This is a genomic window from Shewanella sp. Isolate8 (assembly GCF_022398495.1).
Taxonomy (GTDB): domain Bacteria; phylum Pseudomonadota; class Gammaproteobacteria; order Enterobacterales; family Shewanellaceae; genus Shewanella; species Shewanella aquimarina.
Map to the genome: position 1 here is coordinate 2,087,822 of NZ_JAKEVI010000001.1, position 22,586 is coordinate 2,110,407.

Genomic DNA, 22,586 nt, shown 5'->3' on the forward strand with positions numbered 1-22,586 from the left:
TGCCAGCACCAGCTGTCTTGCATCATCTGCGTAAGATCTCTCGCCACCCGCCAGTCGAGTTCCCGGGCCGCCTTTTCAGGGAAGGCTTTGGCGCTTAGGCGAAGGCTCCCGCCCCGCTATGGCACAGATAGATATCCGCCGTCAGCCCAGTCTTTGCCTGATACTCGGCGGCGATTGTCTCGCGCACCTCGGCTATCTTGTGCTCTGGCAGCAGGGCGACCACGCAGCCACCGAAGCCGCCGCCAGTCATGCGCGCGCCGCCATCCATGCCCAGCACCTCGCTCACCAGTGCCACCAGACAGTCCACCTCAGGAGTGCTCACGGCAAAATCATCTCGCAGCGAGCGATGCGAGGCGGCCATCAGACCGCCGATGCGGGCGCTGTCGCCTGCGCTTAACGCCTCAGCCATCTCAAGCACCCGGGCGTTTTCACTCACCACATGGCGGGCACGCCGAAACAGGGTCGGCTCGAGCGAGGCTTCTGCCTGACACAGCTGCTCATAGCTCACCTGCCGCAAAGAGCTCACACCGAAATGCTGCGCCACTTTTTGGCACTGCTCGCGCCTCAGGTTATATTCGCTGCCCACCAGCGCCCGCTTCACATTAGAGTTGATGATCATCAGCCTTAGATCCTCTGGCAGCGGCACCTGATTGATAGCGAGATCGCTGCAATCAAGCAGCATGGCGCGCTCCGCCTGCCCCATAGCCGAGATCAGCTGATCCATGATGCCGCAGTTACAGCCGACAAAATCGTTCTCCGCCTGCTGGCCCAGCTGCGCGGCTTTTATGCCGTCGACCTTGAGATCGAACAGCCCGGCGAAGGCCTTGATAAGCGCCATCTCAAGAGAGGCCGATGAGCTCAGCCCCGCTCCTTTAGGCAGATTGCCGCTAATCATCAGGCTAGCGCCCCTGAGAGGAGGCTGATCCGTCTCGGCCAGATAGGCGCTGAGCATCTTCACCATGCCGCGCACATAGTTGCTCCATGGCGAGACGCTATCCAGTGGCATCTGCGCCATTGCTTGGTCATCGAGCGAAAAGCTAACCTTCTCGTTGTCCATGTCTCTCGCCACCACTTGGATCTGGCTATCATCGCGCTGTGATGCAGCCACCCAGGTGCCCCTGTCGAGCGCCACTGGTAATACCCAGCCCAGGTTGTAGTCGGTATGATCGCCTATCAGGTTGACCCGCCCCGGGGCATAGGCCACCAACGCTGCTTCTTGGCCGAAGGCCTGGGTGAAGGCCTGGGTGAAGGCATAGGTAAGGGCTTGAGTTAGCTCGCCATTTTTCATCTTTCTGTCCTTTTATTTAAAGCCTGGCTTTATCTGTGTTTTTATTGGCTCTGCTTGCCTTAGCTATTTTTGTTGTGGCTGTTCTTGTAATGGCTACTCTTGTAGTGGATTGGGGATTGTTCCCTCAGGCGCGCGGCAGCCTGCTCTGGGGTGATGTCCCGCTGGATCTCGGCCAGCAGCTCATAGCCCACCATGAATTTTTTCACGCTGGCGCTACGCAGCAGCGGCGGATAAAAATGAGCGTGCAGGCGCCACTCGGGGTGGTCCTGGCCATCAAACGGCGCGCCGTGCCAGCCCATGGAATAGGGAAAGGCGCACTGGAACAGGTTGTCGTAACGCACGGTGAGCGCACCGATGATCTCCCCCAGGCTTTCACGGGTTTCGGCGGTCAGCTCGGTCATACGCCTAATATCAAACCTTGGCAGCACCAGGGTCTCGAAGGGCCAGCTGGCCCAGTAAGGCACAAGCGCCACCCAATCATGGTTGCTCACCACAATGCGCACTTCTTGCTGTAGCTCGCGTTCGACATAATCGCCCAGTAGGTTGCCATGATGCTGCTGATAGTAGTCCGCAAGGCGCTGCTGCTTAGTCGCCACCAATGTTGGAAGGTGGTTATGGGCCCAGATCTGCCCATGGGGATGGGGGTTAGAGCAGCCCATGGCGGCGCCCTTGTTTTCAAATACCTGCACCCAGAGATACTTCTGCCCCAATAGCTCGCTCTGGCTCTGCCAGGCGGCGATCACCGCCTGCATCGCCTCGGGGTCGAGCTGTGCCAGCGTCAGGCTGTGATCCGGTGAGAAGCAGAGCACCCGACTCTCCCCCTCTACCGTCTCGAAGCGAAACAGCGGATCCTCCCCCTGAGCCTTGGGGCCTTCACTATTGAGGGCGGCGAAGTCGTTTTGAAACACGAAGGTGGTGTCGTACTTGGGGTTTTGCTCGCCATTGATGCGTTTATTGCCAGGGCAGAGGAAGCACTCGCTGTCGTAACTGGGCGCCGTGGTCAGATCCAGCGCCTCGGTCTGTCCCTGCCAGGGCCGCTTACTTCTATGTGGTGACAGCAACACCCACTCGCCGGTGAGAGGATTGAAACGGCGATGGGGGTGTTCATCGGTTGAAAACTTCGGCTTAGCTTGGGTCTTTTGAAACATAATAGCGATCTACATCCTTGGTTCTTAAGTGATCGCTATGCTCGGCCAGTTGCCCTTTACAGTCATTCCTGAAAAGAGCCTTTTGTTTCCCATTTACCACCCAAGCGAGAAGAAAGCCACACTTATAGTGACAACTAATAGTGGTCAACTAAAATTAAACGCTTCGGGTACTTAGCCCACCCTACATACTACTGAGTATCCAGCACTTCCCCCTCTGTGATCTAGGCAAGAAAGGTTAAAGAGTGACACCCACCATGCTAAACAAGAGCAGATTTTCAATAGGGATTTACCTATTTTAAGGGGACGCTAACGGCACAGAATGCTCCTTTTGGGAAGAATAGCTTCATCCCACCCGGCGACGAAACTCCAGCGGCGACATGTTGAACTCGCGCTGAAAGATGTCATAGAAGCGGCTCACCGAGCCAAATCCTGCCTCCAGCGCTATGTTCAGCACAGGATTCTCGGTATCGATCAGCAAGGCCTGGGCATGTTGCAGTCGTAGCTGGTTAATATATTGTTTTATTGAGACTTTCATTACGCGATTGAAGAGCTTCATCGCATAGTTCTTGTGCAGCCCGGTGGACATGGCCACGTTCTCTATGGTGATCTTCTGATCATAATGGTCGGCGATATAACGCAGCATGGTCTGAATATGGTTAAGCCCGCCAAACACCGGCTTGTCGACCCCATGGCTGCTACGATGAGCCAGATTAAAGGTGCTGTAGTGCTCTATCGCCATGCGCCGGATACGATTGCGGATCTCGTTGATCACCTGACTGGCGAGCAGAGGCTCCTGGCTGGCGATATCCGCCTCCCAGATCTGCGTCAGCTGGCGATCGCACACATAGAGGCTGTCAGACACCATCACCTCGCCATGGAGCAACTGGCTGACAAACTCCCCCGGCAGCATCCAGGTGAGGAAGGCCTGCAGCGGAATGTAGATATTAACTATCTCACCGTCACCATGACAGGCGGTCATCTGATGGGGGATCGAAGCCCAGAAGATGATCATCCGCCCCTCGGGCACAGAGATCTCCTGACCGTTAATCAAATAATCGGCCGAACAATCAAAGAGGTAGTTAATCTCTATATGGCCATGCCAATGGCTGTGGGCCATCACCTCTGGCCGCTTGCGATGAAAGCCAAACTTATTGTCTTGCGCCTGCGCCGTTAACGGACTGGCTTCACTAAACGAAATTTTCTCGACCCATTCGAACATAAGGATAACCCCGGTTAACCCACCTCAGGCGAAACTAACGCACATACACTTGATTCACAAACTTAAGTTATTTTTCGGGAAGTTATACCTTATTTTCAGGAAGGTGCAGAGTGAAACTTACTCAAGTAGCTAGCATGAAAACGACTGATGTTAAATATTCGTTAGGGTATTTTCTGGAAGTCATAGCCACTATTTTGGGAAGTCTCCCATCCAGTATCGAGGATATAAATATCAGGGTGACGTGCTCAATCTCGTTTTGATCCGCTAGCCTTGCCTTTGGTAGCTGTCGCACCGCCGCGTCGATTGCCATAGCCACGTTTCTTAAACGAACGCTTAGGCGCCTCGACACCTTGCAAGGCCTTGGGCAGCTGGGCACCAGCCTGCATTATAAGCCCGTTGAGCGACTCGACTAGCGGCGCCATGAAGCTCAGGTACTTGGCTTCTTTACGACTGATGGCATCCAGGTGACTCTCCCACAGCGCCGTCATATCCGGCGTAGTTGCCGACTCAGGCAGGCTATTGATGAGGCCGCGACCAACAGGGGTCGAGACGATAGATTTTCCCTGGCGCGCCAGAAAGCCTCTTTTAAACAGCAACTCGATGATCCCGGCGCGGGTCGCCTCTGTCCCCAGGCCGTCGGTTTCTTTAAGGATCTTACGGATCTCTGGGTTGCTCACGTAACGACTGATCCCCGTCATGGCGCTCAGCAGGCTGGCATCGGTAAAGGCCTTGGGCGGCTGGGTCTGCTTCTCGATAAGCTCTCCCTGACCAGAGTGCAGTTCTTGCCCCTTATGTAGCGGCGGCAGCAGGGCCAGGGCCTCGTCGCCCTCGCCGTCGGCCTTGTCATCGCTGCGCTTAGGGAACAGTTGCTTCCATCCGGGGGCGATCTCCTGCTTAGCCTTGGTATGAAAATGGCCGCCGGCGATCTCCACCTCAACCTGAGTCTCATGGTAGCGATAGACAGGGTAAAACTGCGCCAGATACTGACGCGCCACTTGCAGGTAGATCTGTTTCTCGGCCTGGCTCAGGGCACTCAGATTAGCTACTTTCTCGGTAGGCACTATGGCGTGGTGGGCATCCACCTTAACATCGTTCCAGGCCTTAGAAACTATCTTGGGATCCGGCGCGGTGCACTGGGCGGTGAGTTCGCCAGCCCCCTTAAGCACGGCGTCGATCACCCTTGGCGCCAGAGCCAGCTGCTCCTTAGGCAGATAACGACTATCGGAGCGTGGATAGGTGATCAGCTTATGTTTTTCATACAAGGACTGACAGGTATCGAGCACCGTCTTGGCACTCATGCCAAATCGTTTCGCCGCATCTATCTGCAGCGACGACAGGTTATAGGGTAAGGGTTGTCCCTGCTGTTTATCTTTGGCCTGCAGATCCGTCACCTTGGCGGGCTGCTCTGTGATCCGCCCCACCACGTTTTCCGCCAGGCGGCGCGACAGCACCCGCCCCTCCTCATCCATATAGGGCTGACAGGCCTCGCTGGGCTGCCACTTGGCCTTAAAATGCGCCTGCTCTTGGGTATACAGATTGGCCTGCACCTCATAGAAAGGCTTGCTGACGAAATTCTCAATAGCCTCATCACGACGCACCACCAATCCTAATAGTGGCGTCTGCACCCGACCGACGGAGAGCACTCCCTGATAGCCCACCTTACGGCCTTGGAGCGTATAGGCGCGAGTCATGTTCATGCCATAGAGCCAGTCGGCGCGGGAGCGCGCCAGCGCCGAGGTCGACAGGGGGATAAACTCTCGGTTGCTACGCAGCTGCCCTAGGGCGCGTTTCACTGCCTGGGGGTTGAGGTCGCTCACCAGTAGGCGCTGGGTCTGTTCTAGCTTGTCGCCCTTGACCCCCAAATAGGCGATCACCTCATCCACCAGCAGCTGACCTTCACGGTCCGGATCCCCGGCGTTCACCAACTGGCTGGCCTGCTTGACCAGTTTTCTCAGTACGCTGAGCTGTCCCCGTGTTTTGCTCTTTGGGGTCATCTTCCACTGCTGCGGCACTATGGGCAGATGGTCGAACGACCAAGACTTGAAGGCGGGATCATAGCTGTCGGGCTCGGCCTGCTCCAGCAGGTGCCCTATGCACCAGGAGACGGTATCGCCATTGGCCGCCGTGATATAGCCCTCGCCCTTCTTGTGGGGTTTAGGTAACACATCGGCGATTGCCCGCCCGAGACTGGGCTTCTCTGCTATGTATAGGATCATACTGACATCAATTACTGTATAAATTAACAGTAACTTTAAACCACTCGTGGCCTTGGCGCAAATAGGAAAAGCAATCTTATGCTTACATGTAAATTTAGTTGAGAATAATTCTCATTAAAGAGTAGTCTAAGGCCATTCTATGGAGGTTGATATGCACATACGACTCAAAACCCCTTACCGACCCGAGCGCCTGCTACTCTATGCCACGCTGACAACGACGGCGCTGCTTCTGCCCTTAATGCCTAACTTAGCATTACCCTGGCGACTGGATCCCCTGATGCTGTTTGGCGCGCTGCTGTTGCTAAGCTGCGCAGGCACTCTATTTGCGCTCGCCCGCCATGGTAAAAATCATAGGCTGGCCATGGGACTCCTGTTCTGCCTCTGGCTGTTGGTGTGGGTAAGCCAAGGCTTGCTGCTCCCCTTCTGAACTCTCGCTATGCTCGATTAGCAGTGACTTGTCCCCAGCTTTGTCTTGGCCTCATCCGGCAAAAACCATTAAAAAGGCGCCTCCCAGGAGACGCCTCAATCAGCTTTAACAACATGCTGAGTCTATGTTTTTAACTTACCTAGCTGTAGGTGCTGCTGCTCCACCAATGCCGCTAGGCTGGCACTGCTCTGCTGCGCCTCATCGGCCAGTCTCGCCAGCTCTGAGGCCGAATCAGAGATGCCGGTTATGTTGCGATTGACCTCTTCGGTGACGGCGCTCTGCTCCTCTGCAGCGGTGGCGATATGGGTCACCTGCCCCGAGACCTCCTGAATCTGGCTCACTATAGTGTTAAGCGAACTCAAGGCCGATTCGGTCTGGGCCACGGCGCGCTGGGCACCATCCACCCCTTGGTCGATGATCTGCGACGCGCTGGTAACCTCCCGCTGTAAGGTCTCGATCAACTTGCCAATCTCATCGGTAGAACTCTGGGTCTTGGAGGCCAGGGCCCGCACCTCGTCAGCAACCACGGCAAAGCCCCGCCCCTGCTCTCCGGCGCGGGCCGCCTCGATGGCGGCATTCAGCGCTAGCAAATTGGTCTGCTCGGCAATGGCGCTGATCACCTCGAGGATCTTACTGATGTTGGTGCTGCTTTCCGCCACCTTGCCCACGGCTTCCTTGGCCAGCAGAGATTCTTGCGACATATGGGTCACATAGCCCATGGCCTGACTCAGGCTGTCTTCACCGGCCTTGACGTTGAGGGTCATCGCCTCGGTTTCCGATGCGGTTTGCTCAGAGGCCTTGGCCACCTCCAGCGCGGTGGCGCTCATCTGATTCACCGCGGTCACCACACTCTCGATGTCACTGTACTGACGATTGACGCTCTTGTGGGTCTGCTGGGCAATCCCGGCTGCCACCTGACTCTCCGCCTGAGAACGTGACGCCAACTCCTTAAGCTCGCCGATCAGCAGGCGCAGCTTGGTAATAAAGCCATTGATGCCGCCTCCCAGGGCGATTAACTCGGCGTGGGATTCCACCGTGATCGCCTGAGTCAGATCCCCCTCGGCGCTGGCAAGGTTTTCCACTCGATTCTGAATCACCTTAAGCGGCGCTATGATGGAACGTATCACTAAACTAATGGTGACCACGGCGATTAAGGAGACGATAACCCCGACGATCAACAGCAGGCTACCCAGAGAGCTGGCCATCGCCGACATCGCCTTATCCATGGCATTGGCGGCCTCATAGGCATCAACCTTGTCCACCTCGATAACCAGCGACCACTGCGCCTTGGCAAGTCCAATATCGATAGGATAAGCGACGATAATATGGCTTCCTTGCTCCAAGTAGCCGCCCTGGCGATGCAGCCCGGTTAACTGACTGGCGAGCGAGGGTGCGATAGACTCGCCCAAGGGCCTTGCCTTCTTATCATAGTGGCTGGCCGCCACCACTAAGCCCTTCTGGCTCAGCAGGGTCACCTTGGCCTTGCCTCGATACAGGCTGGCCGAGAGCTCGTCGATCAGCTTCTGAAACACCGGTAGATTAACGTCTACACCTATCACGCCACGAAAACTGCCGCCCACCACCACAGGTACGGTCAGCGAGGTCATCAGCGCCGTGTTGCCCGGGCTTATCTCATACAGGTAGGGCTCCATCAGACAGGGGCGCTTGGTATCCTTGGCGCACAGATACCATTCGGCCTCGCGCACGCCAAACTCCTTGAGGGTGGCATCATACTTCTCGCTGGCATCGTCCACCTGCTGATGTTCGACGCTGCCATCTTCGTTACGGGTGTAATAGATCTCCAGGGTGCCCGCCTCTGGCACGCTGTGACTAATCTTCTGGGTATATTCGCTATCTCGACCATCATAGCCATTGGGCTCGAACTGGGCGTACATGGAAGAGAGCTGGCTATTCTTGCGCAAAATACCTGCTACAGACTCCTCAACCCCTTCACGAGATAGCGGCTGAGTGGCGGCGCTCTGCTCTATCATGCCCGCAAAGGAGAAGGGAATTCGATAAGCCTCGTTGATGAAACCCGCTACACGCTCGCCATACTCACCGGCTCGGGCGCTAAGACGCTGGCGGGTCTCATCATGCAGCGCACTCTGTACCTGGCTTGCCAGTTGGGCATTTTTGTCGCTGAGCGACCACCAGAGGCTAAAGGAGAGAATGGCAACTATGATCAAAAACAGCGCTGAGGTGATCCAAAGCAACTTAGTACTGATGGACAAGTGTTTCATTTATCACTCCTAAGCAAGGCGGTAGAGATGAGGATTAAGGCGTGAGACCGAGATCTTTCACTCATTAAACATAGCACTAAAGCATTAAAACACCATGCTATCAGGTATTTAATTGACCTTGCAGGAGAAGCGATGTAGCAAAATGCCCCATAAAAAAACCGAGCACTTCTATAAAAATACCGACCTCTCCCATAAAAAAACCGACCACTAGGGGTCGGTTTTTAGCTGACGCATGCGCTATCCCTTAGGGATGACAGACGTTATGTAGCTCTAAGTTAGTGCCGATATCCTTGATGCGATTTGCCTTGGCATCGTCGTTACGTAGCTGGGTCAGGTGATCCAGATAGGCCTGATCCACATCGTTGGTCACATAGTTACCGTCAAATACCGAGGTCTCGAAGCGTTTGATATCCGGGTTCTGCTGACGTACTGCTTCGATCAGATCTTCTAGATCCTGGAAGATGATGCCATCGGCACCGATCAGCTTATTGATCTCTTCGGCGTCGCGACCATGGGCGATCAGCTCGCTCGAGGTTGGCATGTCGATACCATAGACGTTCGGGAAGCGGATCTCAGGGGCCGCAGAGGCGAAGTAAACCTTCTTGGCGCCGGCTTCACGAGCCATCTCGATGATCTGCTCGGAGGTGGTACCGCGCACGATAGAGTCATCCACCAGCAGTACGTTCTTACCCTTAAACTCGGCATTGATAGCATTTAGCTTGCGGCGAACCGACTTCTTACGCTCCTGCTGGCCCGGCATGATGAAGGTACGACCGATGTAACGGTTCTTCACGAAGCCCTGGCGGTATGGCAGGTCTAGGTTACGGGCGATCTCCAGAGCGATATCGCATGAGGTCTCAGGAATCGGAATCACCACGTCGATATCGTGATCTTCCCACTCCTTCTTGATCTTCTCACCCAGCATGGTGCCCATATTCACGCGGCTACCGTAGACAGATACCTTGTCGATGGTCGAGTCTGGGCGGGCAAAATATACATATTCGAAGATACAAGGCGAATAGGTTGGCGACTGGGCACATTGACGCGTGTAGAGCTGACCATCCAAGGAGATATAGATGGCTTCGCCTGGGGCAACATCACGTACCGTCTCGAAACCGACGGCGTCTAACGCCACGCTCTCAGAGGCCACCATATATTCGGTGCCCTGCTCTGTCTCGTTCTTACCCAATACCAGTGGACGGATGCCGTAAGGGTCACGAAACGCCACCAGGCCCTGGCCGATGATCATCGCCGCCACGGCGTAGGCGCCACGTGTCAACTCATGTACCTTAGTGACCGCCTCAAACACCTCGTCGGCAGTGAGGTACTGGCTCTTGGTGTGTTGCAGCTCGTCGGCCAACAGGTTAAGCAGGACTTCAGAATCTGAAGTGGTGTTCACGTGACGACGTTGCTTCACCAGACGCTCGTGCAGCTCGACCGTGTTGGTCAGGTTGCCATTGTGCGCCAGAGAGATCCCGAAAGGAGAGTTAACATAGAAAGGTTGCGCCTCAGACGCGCTCGAGCTACCCGCAGTTGGGTAACGCACGTGACCTATGCCGGCAGTGCCCTGCAGGCGCTGCATATGCTTAGGTTCAAATACGTCTTTTACCAGACCATTGGCCTTACGCAATCTAAACGCATTGCCATCAACGGTGACAATGCCCGCGGCGTCTTGGCCACGATGCTGTAGCACTGTGAGTGCATCATAGATTGTCTGATTAACCGATGTTCGGCCAACTATTCCGACGATACCACACATGGGTAGGTTTCCTCATTTTAAGATGTTCTGATAATTATTATCTGCGGCCATGACCTGAGGTTAAGGCACGCCTATGCTTACGCATTCTTATATTTTAGGTACAAAGCTTGAGGTGTTTTCCACGTAGTCAAAGAACCACTGGATAACCACTCCGAATTCGGGAACCAGTTGCGAGCTGGCCCACCAGTCTGTCTTGGGCGCCCCGGTAAAGGCGTCCAGGAAAAAGAGTATCGCGCTAACGATAAGTGCACCGCGCAGGGCGCCAAAACAGAGGCCCAACACCCTGTCTGTGCCAGACAGGCCCGTCTTGACCACAAGTTGGCCGATAAGGTAATTGACTAAGGCACCGAGAATAAGGGTCGAGATAAACAGGATGGCGATGGCGATGCCGTTACGCACCATTTCATCTTGCATCTGGGTCAGGTAGACGGCGAGATCTTCATAAAATTGACTCGCCACGAAGAAGGCGGCAAACCAGACCACGAGTGACATGGCTTCCTTAACGAAACCACGAAGCAGACTAATTAAAGTCGAGATTGCGATAACCGCAATAATGGCATAATCGATCCAAACCATTGAATAAGGTGATCCAGCATTAGCATTAAGACGGCGGGATTTTACCAGAGACTGAAGACATTCTCACCCCCTAGCCTGATTTAAAAGTGATTTAGTTTATCCGCAATTACGGACACTGAGTTCTGCCCTAAAGCCATTTTGGCCAGAACCCACAAACAGAAACGCCCAGGACGAAGCCTGGGCGTATGATCAAATGAGCTGGGTCACAGCAGTGGGTTATAATCGACCACCGCCGACTTGAGGCCGGTAAACTTATCCAGCTTGGTCTGCAACTTCTGTAGCTTGCTCTTGGAGATATCCGGGCCGACGAACACCTTAGTCAGCTGACCATCCACCGGCTTTTTCGGCACGGTATAGGCGCGGTAGCCCTCGCCTCGCAGTCGCTTGACCAGGGCGTTCACATTATCGGCATTCTTAAAGCTGCCCAGTTGCAGGGTATAGGCCGAGCTTGCGACCTCAACCTTAGATTCAGCCGCCTTAGCTTGCGTGACTTTCGCTGGGGTTTGCCTAACTTCACTGGTTTTAGCTTCACTGGTTTTAGACTCGCTGGTTTTAGCTACGCTGGTATTAGAGGCGTCCGTTTTCGCCGCACTTGTCTTATCATCCGCGCCATCATTCGCCCCCTGCTGCTCGGCTAAGGCTTGGCCGGCGCTATCATCCTGGGCGCTCACCTGCAGGTCGAACTGAGCCTGCTGCTCACTCAGGTCAATGGCCGTAATGCTCTCCTGCTCTTCGAGGCTAGACTCGGCTTGGGGCCGCAGTGGGATCTCGGCAAACTGCTCTTCCTGATGCTGCTTCTTCCCATCTAAGATATCGGGCAAAAAGATCACCCCCAGGGCCACCAAGACTATGATGCCCACCAGACGGTTTTGAAACTGGCTCGATACCTTCTCTTGTTTGACTTCTACTTCATCCACCTGCATTTAACTTAGGTCCAATTGCTTAAACTCTGCCACAGTGTAAAAGGAGCCAAACACAATTACCACATCGGATTGGCCAATCTCTGGCTTTAACGCCCGGTATGCCTGCTCAACCGAGGCAAACCCATAGGCAGCTTTGTCGCCACTCACATAGCTGAGCAAGTCCTGCGCCTTAGCGCTGCGCTCACAGTTAAGATCCGTCAAATACCAGGCGTGGATCTGATCCTCGAGCAGGCCGAGCACGGCGCGGCAATCCTTATCTTTTAGCATGCCACACAGGGCGAAGATACGCTTACCCTTGTAAGCCTCGAGTCGCTGGGTCAGATAGGCCGCCGCATGGGGGTTATGGGCCACATCTAAGATGATCTTAGGCTGCTCGCTGACCACCTCCAGACGACCGGTTAACTTGGCCCCGCTTAACCCGGCAGCGATAGATGTGCGAGCCGCTTCAGTCACAAACTGTAGTGCCAGCAATTGCTGCACCACAGCCAGGGCGGTTGCCGCATTAGCCAAGGGTAAGGTTGGCAGTGGCAAGCCAGACAATGAAAATTGGGGCACAGACGATTGAGGCATATCACCTAGCTCAAAACACCAGTCAGTCTCGCTCGCCTGGTAGCTAAATTCGTGATTCACCCTTACCATCTTGGCGCCGATAGACTCGGCGTATTCAACAACGCTTGCCGGCAAGTCTGGGTCGCCAATAACCACGGGACGGCCAGCGCGCATGATCCCCGCCTTCTCGCGGCCCACCAACTCCCGGGTATCGCCCAGGTATTCCTGATGGTCGATGTCGATGGCAGTGATCACCGCGATATCGGCATCGATAATATTGGTGGCATCCAGGCGTCCGCCAAGCCCCACCTCGAGTAACACCAGATCCAGCTTCGCCTGCTTAAACAGGTAGAGTCCGGCCAGGGTGGCATATTCGAAGAAGGTCAGCGAGATGTCGCCGCGCGCGGCATCTATGGCACAAAACGCCTCGATAAGCGCCTCGTCGCTGGCATCTACCCCATCGATACGTACCCGCTCATTGTATTTGAGCATGTGAGGCGAGCTGTAGACACCGACGCGTTGCCCGGCTTTTCTCATGATGGCTTCTATCATGGCGCAGGTGGTTCCCTTGCCATTGGTACCGGCAACGGTCACCACCTTAGTGCCGCCAAGGCTATCCAGCTCCATGACCTTGGCAACGGCCGCAACGCGGCCAAGGCCCATATCTATCTCTGTGGGATGGATAGCCATCAGGTGGTTCAGCCAGTCATTAAGGCCAGATTGTGCGTTGGGTACAGGCGTCATATCAGAATCTTTTTAATCTTTGTTAATCAGATATTTAGTTTGGATTAGTCGAGCATAAACAGTGGCCCCAGGGCCAGCTTAGGTAAGGCATAGTGCTCGGGATAGGTCACATCCACCAGGTAGAGACCGTTAGGCTTAGCAGTCGCCGCCGCCTGAGTGCGATCCTTCAGCGCCAGCAGCTCCTTAATCCAGCTTACAGGTTGGCGACCATAACCCACCTCGAGCAGAGAGCCGACGATATTACGCACCATGTGATGCAAGAAGGCGTTGGCCTTGATGTCGACACAGATATACATGCCCTGACGGGTCACATTGACCTCGTGAACACAGCGAAATGGGGTGTTCGACTGGCATTGAATGGCGCGAAAGCTGGTAAAGTCCTGCTCACCCAGCAGGAACTGGGCCGCCTCATGCATCTTGGCCTCATCGATCTGCCCCGGATAGTGGCTCACTCCAGAGCGGAGAATGCCGGGTCTAAACTGATGGTTATAGATCATGTAGCGATAACGGCGGGCGGTGGCGGTAAAGCGGGCGTGGAATTCGTCATCCACATCCTTGGCCCAGCGCACGGCGATATCATCCGGCAGGTTGACATTGACCCCTAATGTCCAGGCACTCTCTTTACGCACGGCATTGGTCTCGAAATGCACCACCTGGCCCGTGGCATGAACGCCCGCGTCGGTACGTCCGGCACATTGAATCGAAATAGGTTCGTTGGCAACGAAAGATAGGGCTCTCTCGAGCTGGGCTTGTACCGAGTCCACCTCGGCCTGACGTTGCCAGCCAAAATAACGGCTGCCATCATATTCGATACCTAATGCTACGCGCATGAAATACCTGTCCTCATGTTTAATTACTCACGTTTAAATAAATCTGTTCGCTAGGCGGCGGATTCTAGCACAAGCTAGGTGTTAACTGGATAGTAAATGGCGCGTTAACTGGATAGTTAAGGAGAAAGTTAAGTGGAGAGTCAACTGCACCGATAGCTAACCTCCAGGCTTGCCGCCATCAAAATTATGCTCGTCGCCATAAAAAAACGGCGCCTAAGCACCGTTTTTCAAATCGCTTTTCTAGACTAAATCTCGTATAAATTAGAGCTCGTCTAGCAGCTTCTTAGCTTCCTGCTGCTGACGATCGTTGCCGTCCAGCTCGACCTCTTTAAGCAGCGCCTTGGCGCTGTCCATATCGTCGATCTCGATATAGGCGCGAGCCAGATCCAACTTGGCGTTGACGGCATTCTCTTCATCGTCTACATCGACCATGGCGGCATTGCCCATCAGGCTATCGAGCTCACCCATGTCGACATCCAGCTCCTTGTACTTATCGACATCCAGCTGCTCCTCATCGGCCTCGTTGAGCAGTCTGTCGATATCGATAAAGCCGTTATCTTGCTGGAAGGCGGTCAGGTCGTGCTCAGGCACGGCTCTGGCGGCGCCCTTCTTCTCTGCCGCATCCAGGGCCGCCAGGGCCTGATCCACGGTCAGGTTATCATCATCGTCCAGCTGCAGATCGATACCTTCGTCGTCATCTTCCTCAGCTGGTGTATCCTGTGCACTCGGGGCAGTGCTGGTCAACGCCGATTCCCACTCAAGCATATTATCGCTGCTGCGCTTATTGCCCTTGAGATCACCGAAGAAACCCGACTCACCTTTCTCAGCCTTAGGTTCTGCCTCTTCGACCGATTCGAGGTCGGCCAGCAGTGCATCGAGATCCACCTCGCCGTCATCCTCAGGCTTGGTTTCATCTTGGGCGCTTGGCTCATCTTCACCCAGATCAAATTCTAGCGGCTCATGGCCGTTCGATGGCTTACTCGCTTCCAGCTCGGCTGCTGGGTCGAGTTCGGGCTCGATATCGGCGGACGCTTCATCGCTCGCCGCAATGTCTGGCTCTTGAGTTTCAGCGGCTTCTGGCTCGCTTGCCGGCGCTGCGGGTTCGAACTCCGCCAATAAGGCATCGAGATCCGCCTCATCGGCATTGTCGTTTTCTTCCTCAAATTCGGCGGCAATCTGGCGGGCTATCTCATCATCCTGCTCGCTATCAATTGCCTGCGTCTCTTCGGCTTCAGTCGCTTCGTTTTCGGAGGCTGCTGTTTCAGCGGCTTCAGCATCAAAACCTGCTAGCAAGGCGTCGAGATCGGTATCATCGACCTCGGCTTCATCGCCCTTAGCATCGATAGCCTCTTCAAGTTCCTGCGCTATCTCATCGGCCAGGGTTTCTTGCTGCGCCTCCTCTGGGGAGACTTCAGGCTCGGCGGTTTCCTCAGCCTTAGCCGTCTCTTCCACAGCAGCTTCTTCCACGGCTTCTTCTGCTGGCAGGTTAAACTCGGCCAGCAGCGCATCTAAATCTTCCTCTTTAGTCTCTTCGCTTGGTGTCTCTTGCTCAAATTCGGCTAGCAGCTCATCGAGATCTGTCTCGCTAGTGTCAGCCTCATCTTCAAGCGCTGCAGGCGCCTCGAACGAGGTTTCCTCGGCTAATGGCTCTTCGACTGCCTCGTCCTCAGCGGGTGTCGCTACCGGCGCATCCAATTCGGCCAGCAGGCTATCCAGGTCGTCTTCCGGTGCCGCATTCGTCTCTTCTTCCTGCTCGCCCATGGCCTCGGCCCAGAGATCATCGAGTGACTGCCCTTCATCATCGATCGGTGACATCACTTGCTCATCACCGGCATCGACCACCATCTCGGTGCCTTCTTGCGGCAACTCCTCGCTAAGATCGGCCTCTGGCGTTAACTGGGTTTCGTCGACCTTCATCAAGGAATCCAGCGAATCGGCCTCATCGTCATTATCCAGGTGCACCGCCATTATCTCTTCGCTATCTTCAGGCGCTGGTGCGACAGGCTTATCGTCCATCTGCTCTGCCACAGGCGCGCTCGCCTCGCCAGCCTCGCTCTTATTGTTGCGACGCTTGATAAACAACCATACCAATACCAGCAGCAATAGCGCTGGAATGGCCGCGAACAGACCGAGATAGAGCGGGCTGCTCATCATGGTACGCCAGCTATCATCAACCTCTTTAGGCTGGGCTGGCTGAGTGGCGGCCGCGAGCTGCTGACGTAACTGCTCCACCTCACTGTTGAGTTGCGCCTTTTGCTCTTTCTGAACCAGTAGTGCCTCTTCCAGCTCGGCAATACGGCTGCTTTGCTCATCTATCTTGGCCTGCAACATCTCGCTGTCGTTATTGCCCAGATTCAGCTTATCTTGTGCCCTGGCGAGCTCATCGGTGAGCGACAGGTTCTTGGCCTGCTCGGCTTCGAGCTGCGCCGTTAATGCCTCAATCTGCTTTTGCTGTTCGCCGGTAGGCTTATCAGCCGAAGTCGTTTTGGCCTGAGTCATGTCGGCCTGAGCAGTGTCAGGTTGACTCGCCTCTGGTTCACTCGTTTGCGGCGCTGGTGCCGTCGCTACCGGCTTAGGCTTAGCCGCAGTCTGCGGCTTCTGCCGCCAGCCTCTATCGTTTTTTTCGGCCTGCTGTTTGGCCAGGCTCTTAGGAATAGCCAGCATCACCTCTTTAGAGGGGATCAGCAGGATCATCCCCTTCTCTAGGCTGTTGTAATTGTCACTGGTAAACGCATGGGGGTTGGCTTCATAAATCGCCGCCATCACCTGATAGATGGTCACACTCGCATCGGGACGGGTTTTCTGTGCAATACTCCAGAAGGTATCAGACGCCGTGGTTGGACCGTATTGGCGCAGTGTCTGGCGACTCTCACCATCTGGACCGGTAATATTGAGGGGTTCTGCGGCAGATAAAAGACCCGAAGTCGACGAGAGAACAAGCAGTGCGCTGGCTAGCAAACCAGCAAGATGCGATGTGCGAAAGTTCATCAATTCTTCCCTTTCAAGCGATGATGGACTGCCATTTGGCAGCGTGCTTTAGGCAATTGTATTTATTGAGATTACTATAAACCAGTTTTAGATGGCCTGCTACTGTTCACATTTCAAAAACAAGTGATCACACAAAAAAAAGCCTGCAAACTGCAGGCTTTTTCTCCACTTAGACGCTTATTGGCCCGTTAGGCCGAGCGTTCAGTAGTAGTCTCTGACCAAGACTTCGGCGATCTGTACGCTGTTAAGCGCCGCGCCTTTTCTAATGTTATCAGACACAACCCAGAGATTGATACCGTTAGGATGCGAGATATCTTCACGCACACGGCCCACATAAACAGGATCGGTTCCCGCCGCCTCAGTCGCCGCCGTTGGGTACTCATCGTTAGACTCGAACAGCTCAACGCCCGGCGCATCACGCAACACGGCCTTAACATCTTCGGCGCTCACCGGCTGCACGGTTTCGATATGCACAGCCTCAGAGTGACCATAGAATACCGGCACGCGCACCGCGGTTGGATTAACCACTATCTGGTCATCGCCGAAGATCTTCTGGGTTTCCCAGACCATCTTCATCTCTTCTTTGGTGTAGCCGTTGTCCATAAACTTATCGATCTGTGGCAGCACGTTAAAGGCAATCTGCTTAGGATAGGCCTTAGGCTCTACCGGCAGCCCCTGGAGCAGCTTAGCGCACTGATTGGCCAGCTCTTCGATAGCCTGCTTGCCCGAGCCTGATACAGACTGATAAGTTGCCACATTGATACGTGAGATCCCGAAGGCATCATAGACAGGCTTAAGCGCGACCAGCATCTGAATGGTCGAGCAGTTAGGGTTGGCTATGATGTTGCGGTTACGAAAATCGGCGATCACCTGAGGGTTCACTTCCGGAACCACCAGTGGAATGTCGATGTCGTAACGGAAATGTGAGGTGTTATCGATCACCACACAGCCCTGCTCCGCTGCAATAGGTGCCCACTTGGCCGATACGTCACCGCCCGCCGAGAAGAAACCTATCTGTGCCTGAGACCAATCGAAGGTCTCCACGTCTAAAATTTCGACCTGTTTACCATGGAAAGTTACCGTGTCGCCCGCACTACGACTACTGGCTAAAGGATACAAGTTGGCAACGGGAAAGTTGCGCTCTTCGAGGATCTCAATCATTGTTTGACCCACGGCTCCCGATGCACCTAAAACGACGACGTTAAATTCCTGCGACATAATTACAGACCGACTCCTGAAAAACCTAATTCGAACAACCAATCTACATCAGAACCCGCGGCATTGGCTAGCATTAACGCGCTAAATTCACGTCGATGCTTATGATTTTTTCTCATCAGGTCGAAGCCTTTGTTATTTTGGAATCGCTGGCGAAACAGTTCGTCGTCATCGCGCAGGTCATAGACCAGGCGAACCAGGCTGAGCAAGGCCTTTTCATCGGGCACAGACAAGGGTGACAACTGATGACTCCAGAGCGGTGGCAGCAGGCTGGCAAGCGACTTGTCGACCTCTCTTCCGAGCTGCGCCATCAAGGCCAGATACAACATGAAGGTGCCGCGGGCCTTACCCTCAAGGCTATAGCCTGCAATGTGCGGGGTGGCGATTTCTACCAAGGGCACCAGCTCGGCCGTCGGATCGGGTTCCCCTTCCCATACATCCAGCACCAGCTTAAGATCCTCCCGCACCTGTTTCACCAGAATGAGCGCGCGGTTATCGATCACCTCACCGCGGCAGCAGTTCAGCAGCCAGGTGTCTTCGGCAAGTGCATTCAGGCGCTTCTTATCAAACAGATAGTGGGTGGGATGCTCGCCACCACGCGTTAATGGCACATGCAGGGAGATCACATCACAGCGCTCTATGAGTTCCTCTAGGGAGACAAACTCGCGCTCATCGCCACTGGCTTCGAGCAAGGGGTCGTTAAGCAGCGTATTCACCCCATAGGCTTGCAGACAATGTTGCAGCGCTGTGCCCGTGTTACCAGCACCGACTATGCCGACCGTCTTATTCTTGAGCGGCGAATGAAAACGCCTGGCCAGCTCCAGCATGGCATTGAAGGCGTACTCGCCTACGGCTACCGCGTTACAGCCCGGCGCATTGGTACAGAAGATGCCTCGCTGCTTAAGATAGTCCAAGTCCAGATGGTCCATGCCTATGGTGGCACTGCCGACAAACTTTAGCCTGTCACAGCCATCGAGCAGGGTCTCGTCGACCTTAGTGACTGAGCGCACCAGCAGGACATCGGCATCTTCTACCTGGGCCTGGGTCAGGGTGCGGCCATCGACCATCACCACCTCGCCAAGATCGGCAAACAGGGCTTCGACATAGGGCATGTTTTCATCGGCTACAATTTTCATCGACTTCTCTTCACAGTTTACTTGGGGCTACTTTATCGTATTATTTTGCCGTACCATTTTGCCGCACTATTTTTTTGCAGTAAATTTCGGGCACAAAAAAGGAGCCCTAAGGCTCCTTTTAGCGTGTTTTGCATCAGACTCGTATTAACGAGTACGTGGGCAAAGTTCTTCAGCGCTGAAGAAGTAAGCAATTTCACGCTCTGCAGAAGTCAGTGCATCTGAACCGTGAACGGCGTTTTCGTCGATGCTGTCTGCGTAGTCAGCACGTAGAGTGCCACGAGCCGCTTCTGCTGGGTTAGTTGCACCCATGATCTCACGGTTAGCCAGAACAGCGTTTTCGCCTTCCAGTACTTGAACCATGATAGGACCAGAAGTCATGAACTCAACCAGCGCGCCGAAGAAAGGACGCTCGCTGTGCTCGGCGTAGAAGCCTTCAGCTTGTTCTTTGCTTAGGTGAACCATTTTAGAAGCGATGATTTTCAGGCCAGCGGTTTCAAAACGGTTGTAGATAGCACCGATGTGGTTTTTAGCAACGGCATCAGGCTTGATGATAGAAAAAGTACGTTCGATAGCCATGTCTAGCTTCCTTCATTAAACAGGTTTTTAAAAATTCGCGCGGATTATACGAAATTAAAACCGAAAAACCTACCTTTATAACGAGATGAATGAGACATTCATCAAACCGTCATCTAGGCTGGGCGCGATCCTGCTTGCAAAGTAGCAAACACAAACCTGAACCTCTTTGGGTCAAGGCGATACTAAGAAGCTCGACGCAACATCAATACTCGTTGATCCAACAGGCCTGAATCGCCTCCAGGATCCGCTCATTGCAATGATTGGGGTCGTCGTCAAACTCATCGAGCGCCAGGATCCATTCCCGCAGTTCGGTAAAGCGGATCTTGGCGGGATCCACATCGGGATGGGCCTCAAGCAGACTGAGTGCGACATCGAGAGAATCTATCCATTTCATTGTCTTACCTCTATCGCTGAAAACTCTCCCTTAAGTTTAGTCCCTCGGCGAATTGCGGGATCAAAAAAGCCGGTCTGATGAACCGGCTTTCTTTCGTGTGCAGCGCACTGTTAGTCAGGCTTAACCTTCACTCACCATGTTGATGGTGTATTTAGGGATCTCGACCACAAGATCGCTGTCGGGCACCTTAGACTGGCACGACAGGCGGCTTTCAGGCTCCAGGCCCCAGGCCTTATCCAGCATATCATCTTCGAGCTCATCGCTCTCTTCCAGCTCGTCGAAGCCTTCACGGATGATCACATGACAAGTGGTACAGGCACAGGATTTCTCACAGGCATGTTCGATGCTGATGCCATTACGCAGCGCCACGTCCAGCACAGTCTCGCCCACCTGGGCCTCGACTACTGCGCCGTCCGGACATAACTCTTCATTGGGTAAAAAAACTATTTGAGGCATATTGTTACCTATATATTGTCAACCGACTGGCCCTTGAGCGCCAATCGAATGGAATTATCCATACGTTTCGCGGCAAAGTCCTGGCTGGCATCGTCCAGCGCAGCAATTGCCTTCTCGATGGCGTCCGTATCGGCTTGGCTCGCCACCTGTGCCAGATTGGCCATTCCCGCCTGAATCGTCGCCGCTTCTGCCTCGTCCAGCAGATTGCCATCTTTAGCCAGTGCCGCCGACAGGGATTCTAGTACCCTGGCCGCCTCCACTTGCTGCTCGGCCAACATGCGACGTTCGATATCCTCTTTGGCATGGGCCATCGAATCTTTGAGCATGGTGCCGATCTCTTCGTCGGTCAGACCGAAGGAAGGTTTAACCTGAATGCTGGCCTGCACGCCAGATGATTTCTCCATGGCGGTCACGCTAAGCAAACCATCGGCATCGACCTGGAAGGTGACACGAATATGGGCCGCGCCGGCCGCCATAGGCGGAATGCCTTTGAGGGTAAAACGGGCTAGCGAGCGACAATCGGCCACCAGCTCACGCTCGCCCTGCACCACATGAAATGCCATGGCAGTTTGGCCATCCTTAAAGGTGGTAAACTCCTGGGCGCGGGCAACCGGAATCGTGGTGTTACGAGACACCACCTTCTCAACCAGGCCACCCATGGTTTCGATACCCAGCGACAGCGGGATCACATCCAGCAGCAGTAGATCAGACTCTGGCTTGTTACCCACCAAGATGTCGGCCTGAATCGCGGCGCCGATGGCCACCACACGGTCAGGGTCAATTGAAGTCAGCGGCGCCTTACCGAAGAAACCTTCGACGCGCTCACGCACCAGAGGCACGCGGGTCGAGCCGCCAACCATCACGGTTTCCAGCACTTCATCGGCAGCGATACCGGCATCGCGTAGCGCGCGGCGACAGCTGGCGATGGTCTTCTTCACCAAGGGCTCGATCAGGGCATCGAACTGCACCTTATCGACCACTTGCTCAAATACTTCTCCCGCCGCCAGTGTCAGGCTCGCGGTAACACTTGCCTGCTCGGTCAACGCCTCTTTCACCCGGCGACTCTCGATGAGCAGTGCGCGGCGTTCGCTGGCGCTGAGGCTGGCCAGTTGCCAGCTCTGCTGCAGATGATCCGCCAAGGCATGGTCGAAATCGTCGCCGCCAAGGGCTGAATCACCGCCGGTAGCCAGTACCTCGAACACCCCTTTGTTAAGACGCAGAATCGAGATATCGAAGGTGCCGCCGCCCAAGTCATAGATGGCGATCACCCCTTCCTGCCCCGAGTCTAGGCCATAGGCGATGGCTGCCGCCGTCGGCTCGTTGAGCAGACGCAGCACCTTGACCCCAAGCAGGCTGGCCGCCTCTTTGGTGCCCTGACGCTGAGCGTCATCGAAGTAGGCCGGCACTGTGATCACTACACCTTCTAAGGCCCCCCCTAGGGTCTTCTCGGCGCGATCCACTAAGGGTCTTAGGATATCGGCAGAGATCTGAATAGGGTTGAACTGACCGGCCTGGGTATTAAAGAGCGGCAAGCCGTTTTCGCTGGCAGAGAAATTATAGGGTAGCGAGGCATCCTTGGCCTGGATATCACTCAGGCTGCGCCCCATGAAACGCTTCACCGAGACCACGGTATTGAGTGGGTCTTGGGCAGAGAAACGCTCGGCATCCACGCCGACCTTCACCCCATCTTCGCTGTAGCGCACCACGGAAGCCAGAGCGTGACGGCCTGATTCATCGGCCAGGGTATCGGCAACACCACTGCGCACGGCAGCCACTAGGGAGTTGGTAGTACCTAAGTCAATGCCCACCGCCAGCCTGTGCTGGTGCGGCGCGGCGCTCTGTCCGGGTTCAGCGATCTGCAAAAGTGCCATATCTTTCCAACTTAAAAAAATAAAGGCTCAG

18 protein-coding genes are annotated in these 22,586 nt (G+C 54.7%); 1 reads left to right on the top strand and 17 read right to left on the bottom strand.

Annotated elements, in window-relative coordinates:
- Nucleotides 1-94: 94 nt before the first annotated feature.
- The 4 genes from galK to L1D43_RS09115 form a co-directional block, all read right to left on the bottom strand.
- Nucleotides 95-1,288: a galactokinase gene (gene galK / locus L1D43_RS09100; RefSeq protein ID WP_239850915.1), complete on the bottom strand. Its 1,194-nt coding sequence runs from the start codon at nucleotides 1,286-1,288 to the stop codon at nucleotides 95-97.
- Nucleotides 1,289-1,347: 59 nt separating this feature from the next.
- Complete coding sequence (locus L1D43_RS09105) at nucleotides 1,348-2,436, bottom strand: UDP-glucose--hexose-1-phosphate uridylyltransferase (protein ID WP_239850917.1); 1,089 nt, start codon at nucleotides 2,434-2,436, stop codon at nucleotides 1,348-1,350.
- A 343-nt stretch (nucleotides 2,437-2,779) separates the two neighbouring features.
- Nucleotides 2,780-3,655, bottom strand: coding sequence for a helix-turn-helix domain-containing protein (locus L1D43_RS09110; protein WP_239850919.1), 876 nt, complete (start codon nucleotides 3,653-3,655; stop codon nucleotides 2,780-2,782).
- Nucleotides 3,656-3,900: 245 nt separating this feature from the next.
- On the bottom strand, nucleotides 3,901-5,871 hold the full coding sequence (locus L1D43_RS09115) for a DNA topoisomerase III (protein WP_239850921.1): 1,971 nt from the start codon (nucleotides 5,869-5,871) through the stop codon (nucleotides 3,901-3,903).
- Between the two features lie 151 nt (nucleotides 5,872-6,022).
- On the opposite strand from L1D43_RS09115, the gene L1D43_RS09120 reads away from it, so the two are divergent.
- On the top strand, nucleotides 6,023-6,298 hold the full coding sequence (locus tag L1D43_RS09120; protein ID WP_239850923.1) for a hypothetical protein: 276 nt from the start codon (nucleotides 6,023-6,025) through the stop codon (nucleotides 6,296-6,298).
- A 122-nt stretch (nucleotides 6,299-6,420) separates the two neighbouring features.
- Here L1D43_RS09120 and L1D43_RS09125 read toward each other — a convergent pair whose 3' ends face one another.
- The 13 genes from L1D43_RS09125 to hscA form a co-directional block, all read right to left on the bottom strand.
- On the bottom strand, nucleotides 6,421-8,538 hold the full coding sequence (locus L1D43_RS09125) for a methyl-accepting chemotaxis protein (RefSeq protein ID WP_239850924.1): 2,118 nt from the start codon (nucleotides 8,536-8,538) through the stop codon (nucleotides 6,421-6,423).
- Between the two features lie 244 nt (nucleotides 8,539-8,782).
- Nucleotides 8,783-10,297, bottom strand: coding sequence for an amidophosphoribosyltransferase (gene purF / locus L1D43_RS09130; RefSeq protein ID WP_239850926.1), 1,515 nt, complete (start codon nucleotides 10,295-10,297; stop codon nucleotides 8,783-8,785).
- A gap of 87 nt (nucleotides 10,298-10,384) precedes the next feature.
- Entirely contained in the window at nucleotides 10,385-10,873 is a 489-nt protein-coding gene (locus L1D43_RS09135) for a CvpA family protein (protein WP_011866100.1), read from the bottom strand.
- 203 nt (nucleotides 10,874-11,076) lie between these two features.
- Nucleotides 11,077-11,790, bottom strand: a complete 714-nt coding sequence (gene dedD, locus L1D43_RS09140; protein ID WP_239850928.1) for a cell division protein DedD — start codon at nucleotides 11,788-11,790, stop codon at nucleotides 11,077-11,079.
- Between the two features lie 6 nt (nucleotides 11,791-11,796).
- On the bottom strand, nucleotides 11,797-13,089 hold the full coding sequence (folC, locus tag L1D43_RS09145) for a bifunctional tetrahydrofolate synthase/dihydrofolate synthase (RefSeq protein WP_239850930.1): 1,293 nt from the start codon (nucleotides 13,087-13,089) through the stop codon (nucleotides 11,797-11,799).
- 44 nt (nucleotides 13,090-13,133) lie between these two features.
- Nucleotides 13,134-13,919, bottom strand: a complete 786-nt coding sequence (gene truA / locus L1D43_RS09150) for a tRNA pseudouridine(38-40) synthase TruA (RefSeq protein ID WP_011866103.1) — start codon at nucleotides 13,917-13,919, stop codon at nucleotides 13,134-13,136.
- A gap of 261 nt (nucleotides 13,920-14,180) precedes the next feature.
- Nucleotides 14,181-16,907, bottom strand: coding sequence for a FimV/HubP family polar landmark protein (locus L1D43_RS09155; RefSeq protein ID WP_239850932.1), 2,727 nt, complete (start codon nucleotides 16,905-16,907; stop codon nucleotides 14,181-14,183).
- A 201-nt stretch (nucleotides 16,908-17,108) separates the two neighbouring features.
- The gene (locus tag L1D43_RS09160; protein ID WP_239850938.1) at nucleotides 17,109-18,125 is read right to left on the bottom strand and encodes an aspartate-semialdehyde dehydrogenase; all 1,017 of its coding nucleotides are present in this window, start codon (nucleotides 18,123-18,125) and stop codon (nucleotides 17,109-17,111) included.
- A gap of 2 nt (nucleotides 18,126-18,127) precedes the next feature.
- The gene (locus tag L1D43_RS09165; protein WP_239850939.1) at nucleotides 18,128-19,258 is read right to left on the bottom strand and encodes a 4-phosphoerythronate dehydrogenase; all 1,131 of its coding nucleotides are present in this window, start codon (nucleotides 19,256-19,258) and stop codon (nucleotides 18,128-18,130) included.
- Between the two features lie 144 nt (nucleotides 19,259-19,402).
- Nucleotides 19,403-19,834: a nucleoside-diphosphate kinase gene (gene ndk / locus L1D43_RS09170; RefSeq protein WP_041510960.1), complete on the bottom strand. Its 432-nt coding sequence runs from the start codon at nucleotides 19,832-19,834 to the stop codon at nucleotides 19,403-19,405.
- A 202-nt stretch (nucleotides 19,835-20,036) separates the two neighbouring features.
- Nucleotides 20,037-20,228: a Fe-S cluster assembly protein IscX gene (gene iscX, locus L1D43_RS09175; protein WP_239850940.1), complete on the bottom strand. Its 192-nt coding sequence runs from the start codon at nucleotides 20,226-20,228 to the stop codon at nucleotides 20,037-20,039.
- A gap of 120 nt (nucleotides 20,229-20,348) precedes the next feature.
- Nucleotides 20,349-20,684, bottom strand: a complete 336-nt coding sequence (fdx, locus tag L1D43_RS09180; RefSeq protein ID WP_041510958.1) for an ISC system 2Fe-2S type ferredoxin — start codon at nucleotides 20,682-20,684, stop codon at nucleotides 20,349-20,351.
- Between the two features lie 8 nt (nucleotides 20,685-20,692).
- Nucleotides 20,693-22,555 (bottom strand): Fe-S protein assembly chaperone HscA, encoded by a 1,863-nt coding sequence (hscA, locus tag L1D43_RS09185; protein ID WP_239850941.1) that lies wholly within the window; start codon nucleotides 22,553-22,555, stop codon nucleotides 20,693-20,695.
- Nucleotides 22,556-22,586: the final 31 nt, after the last annotated feature.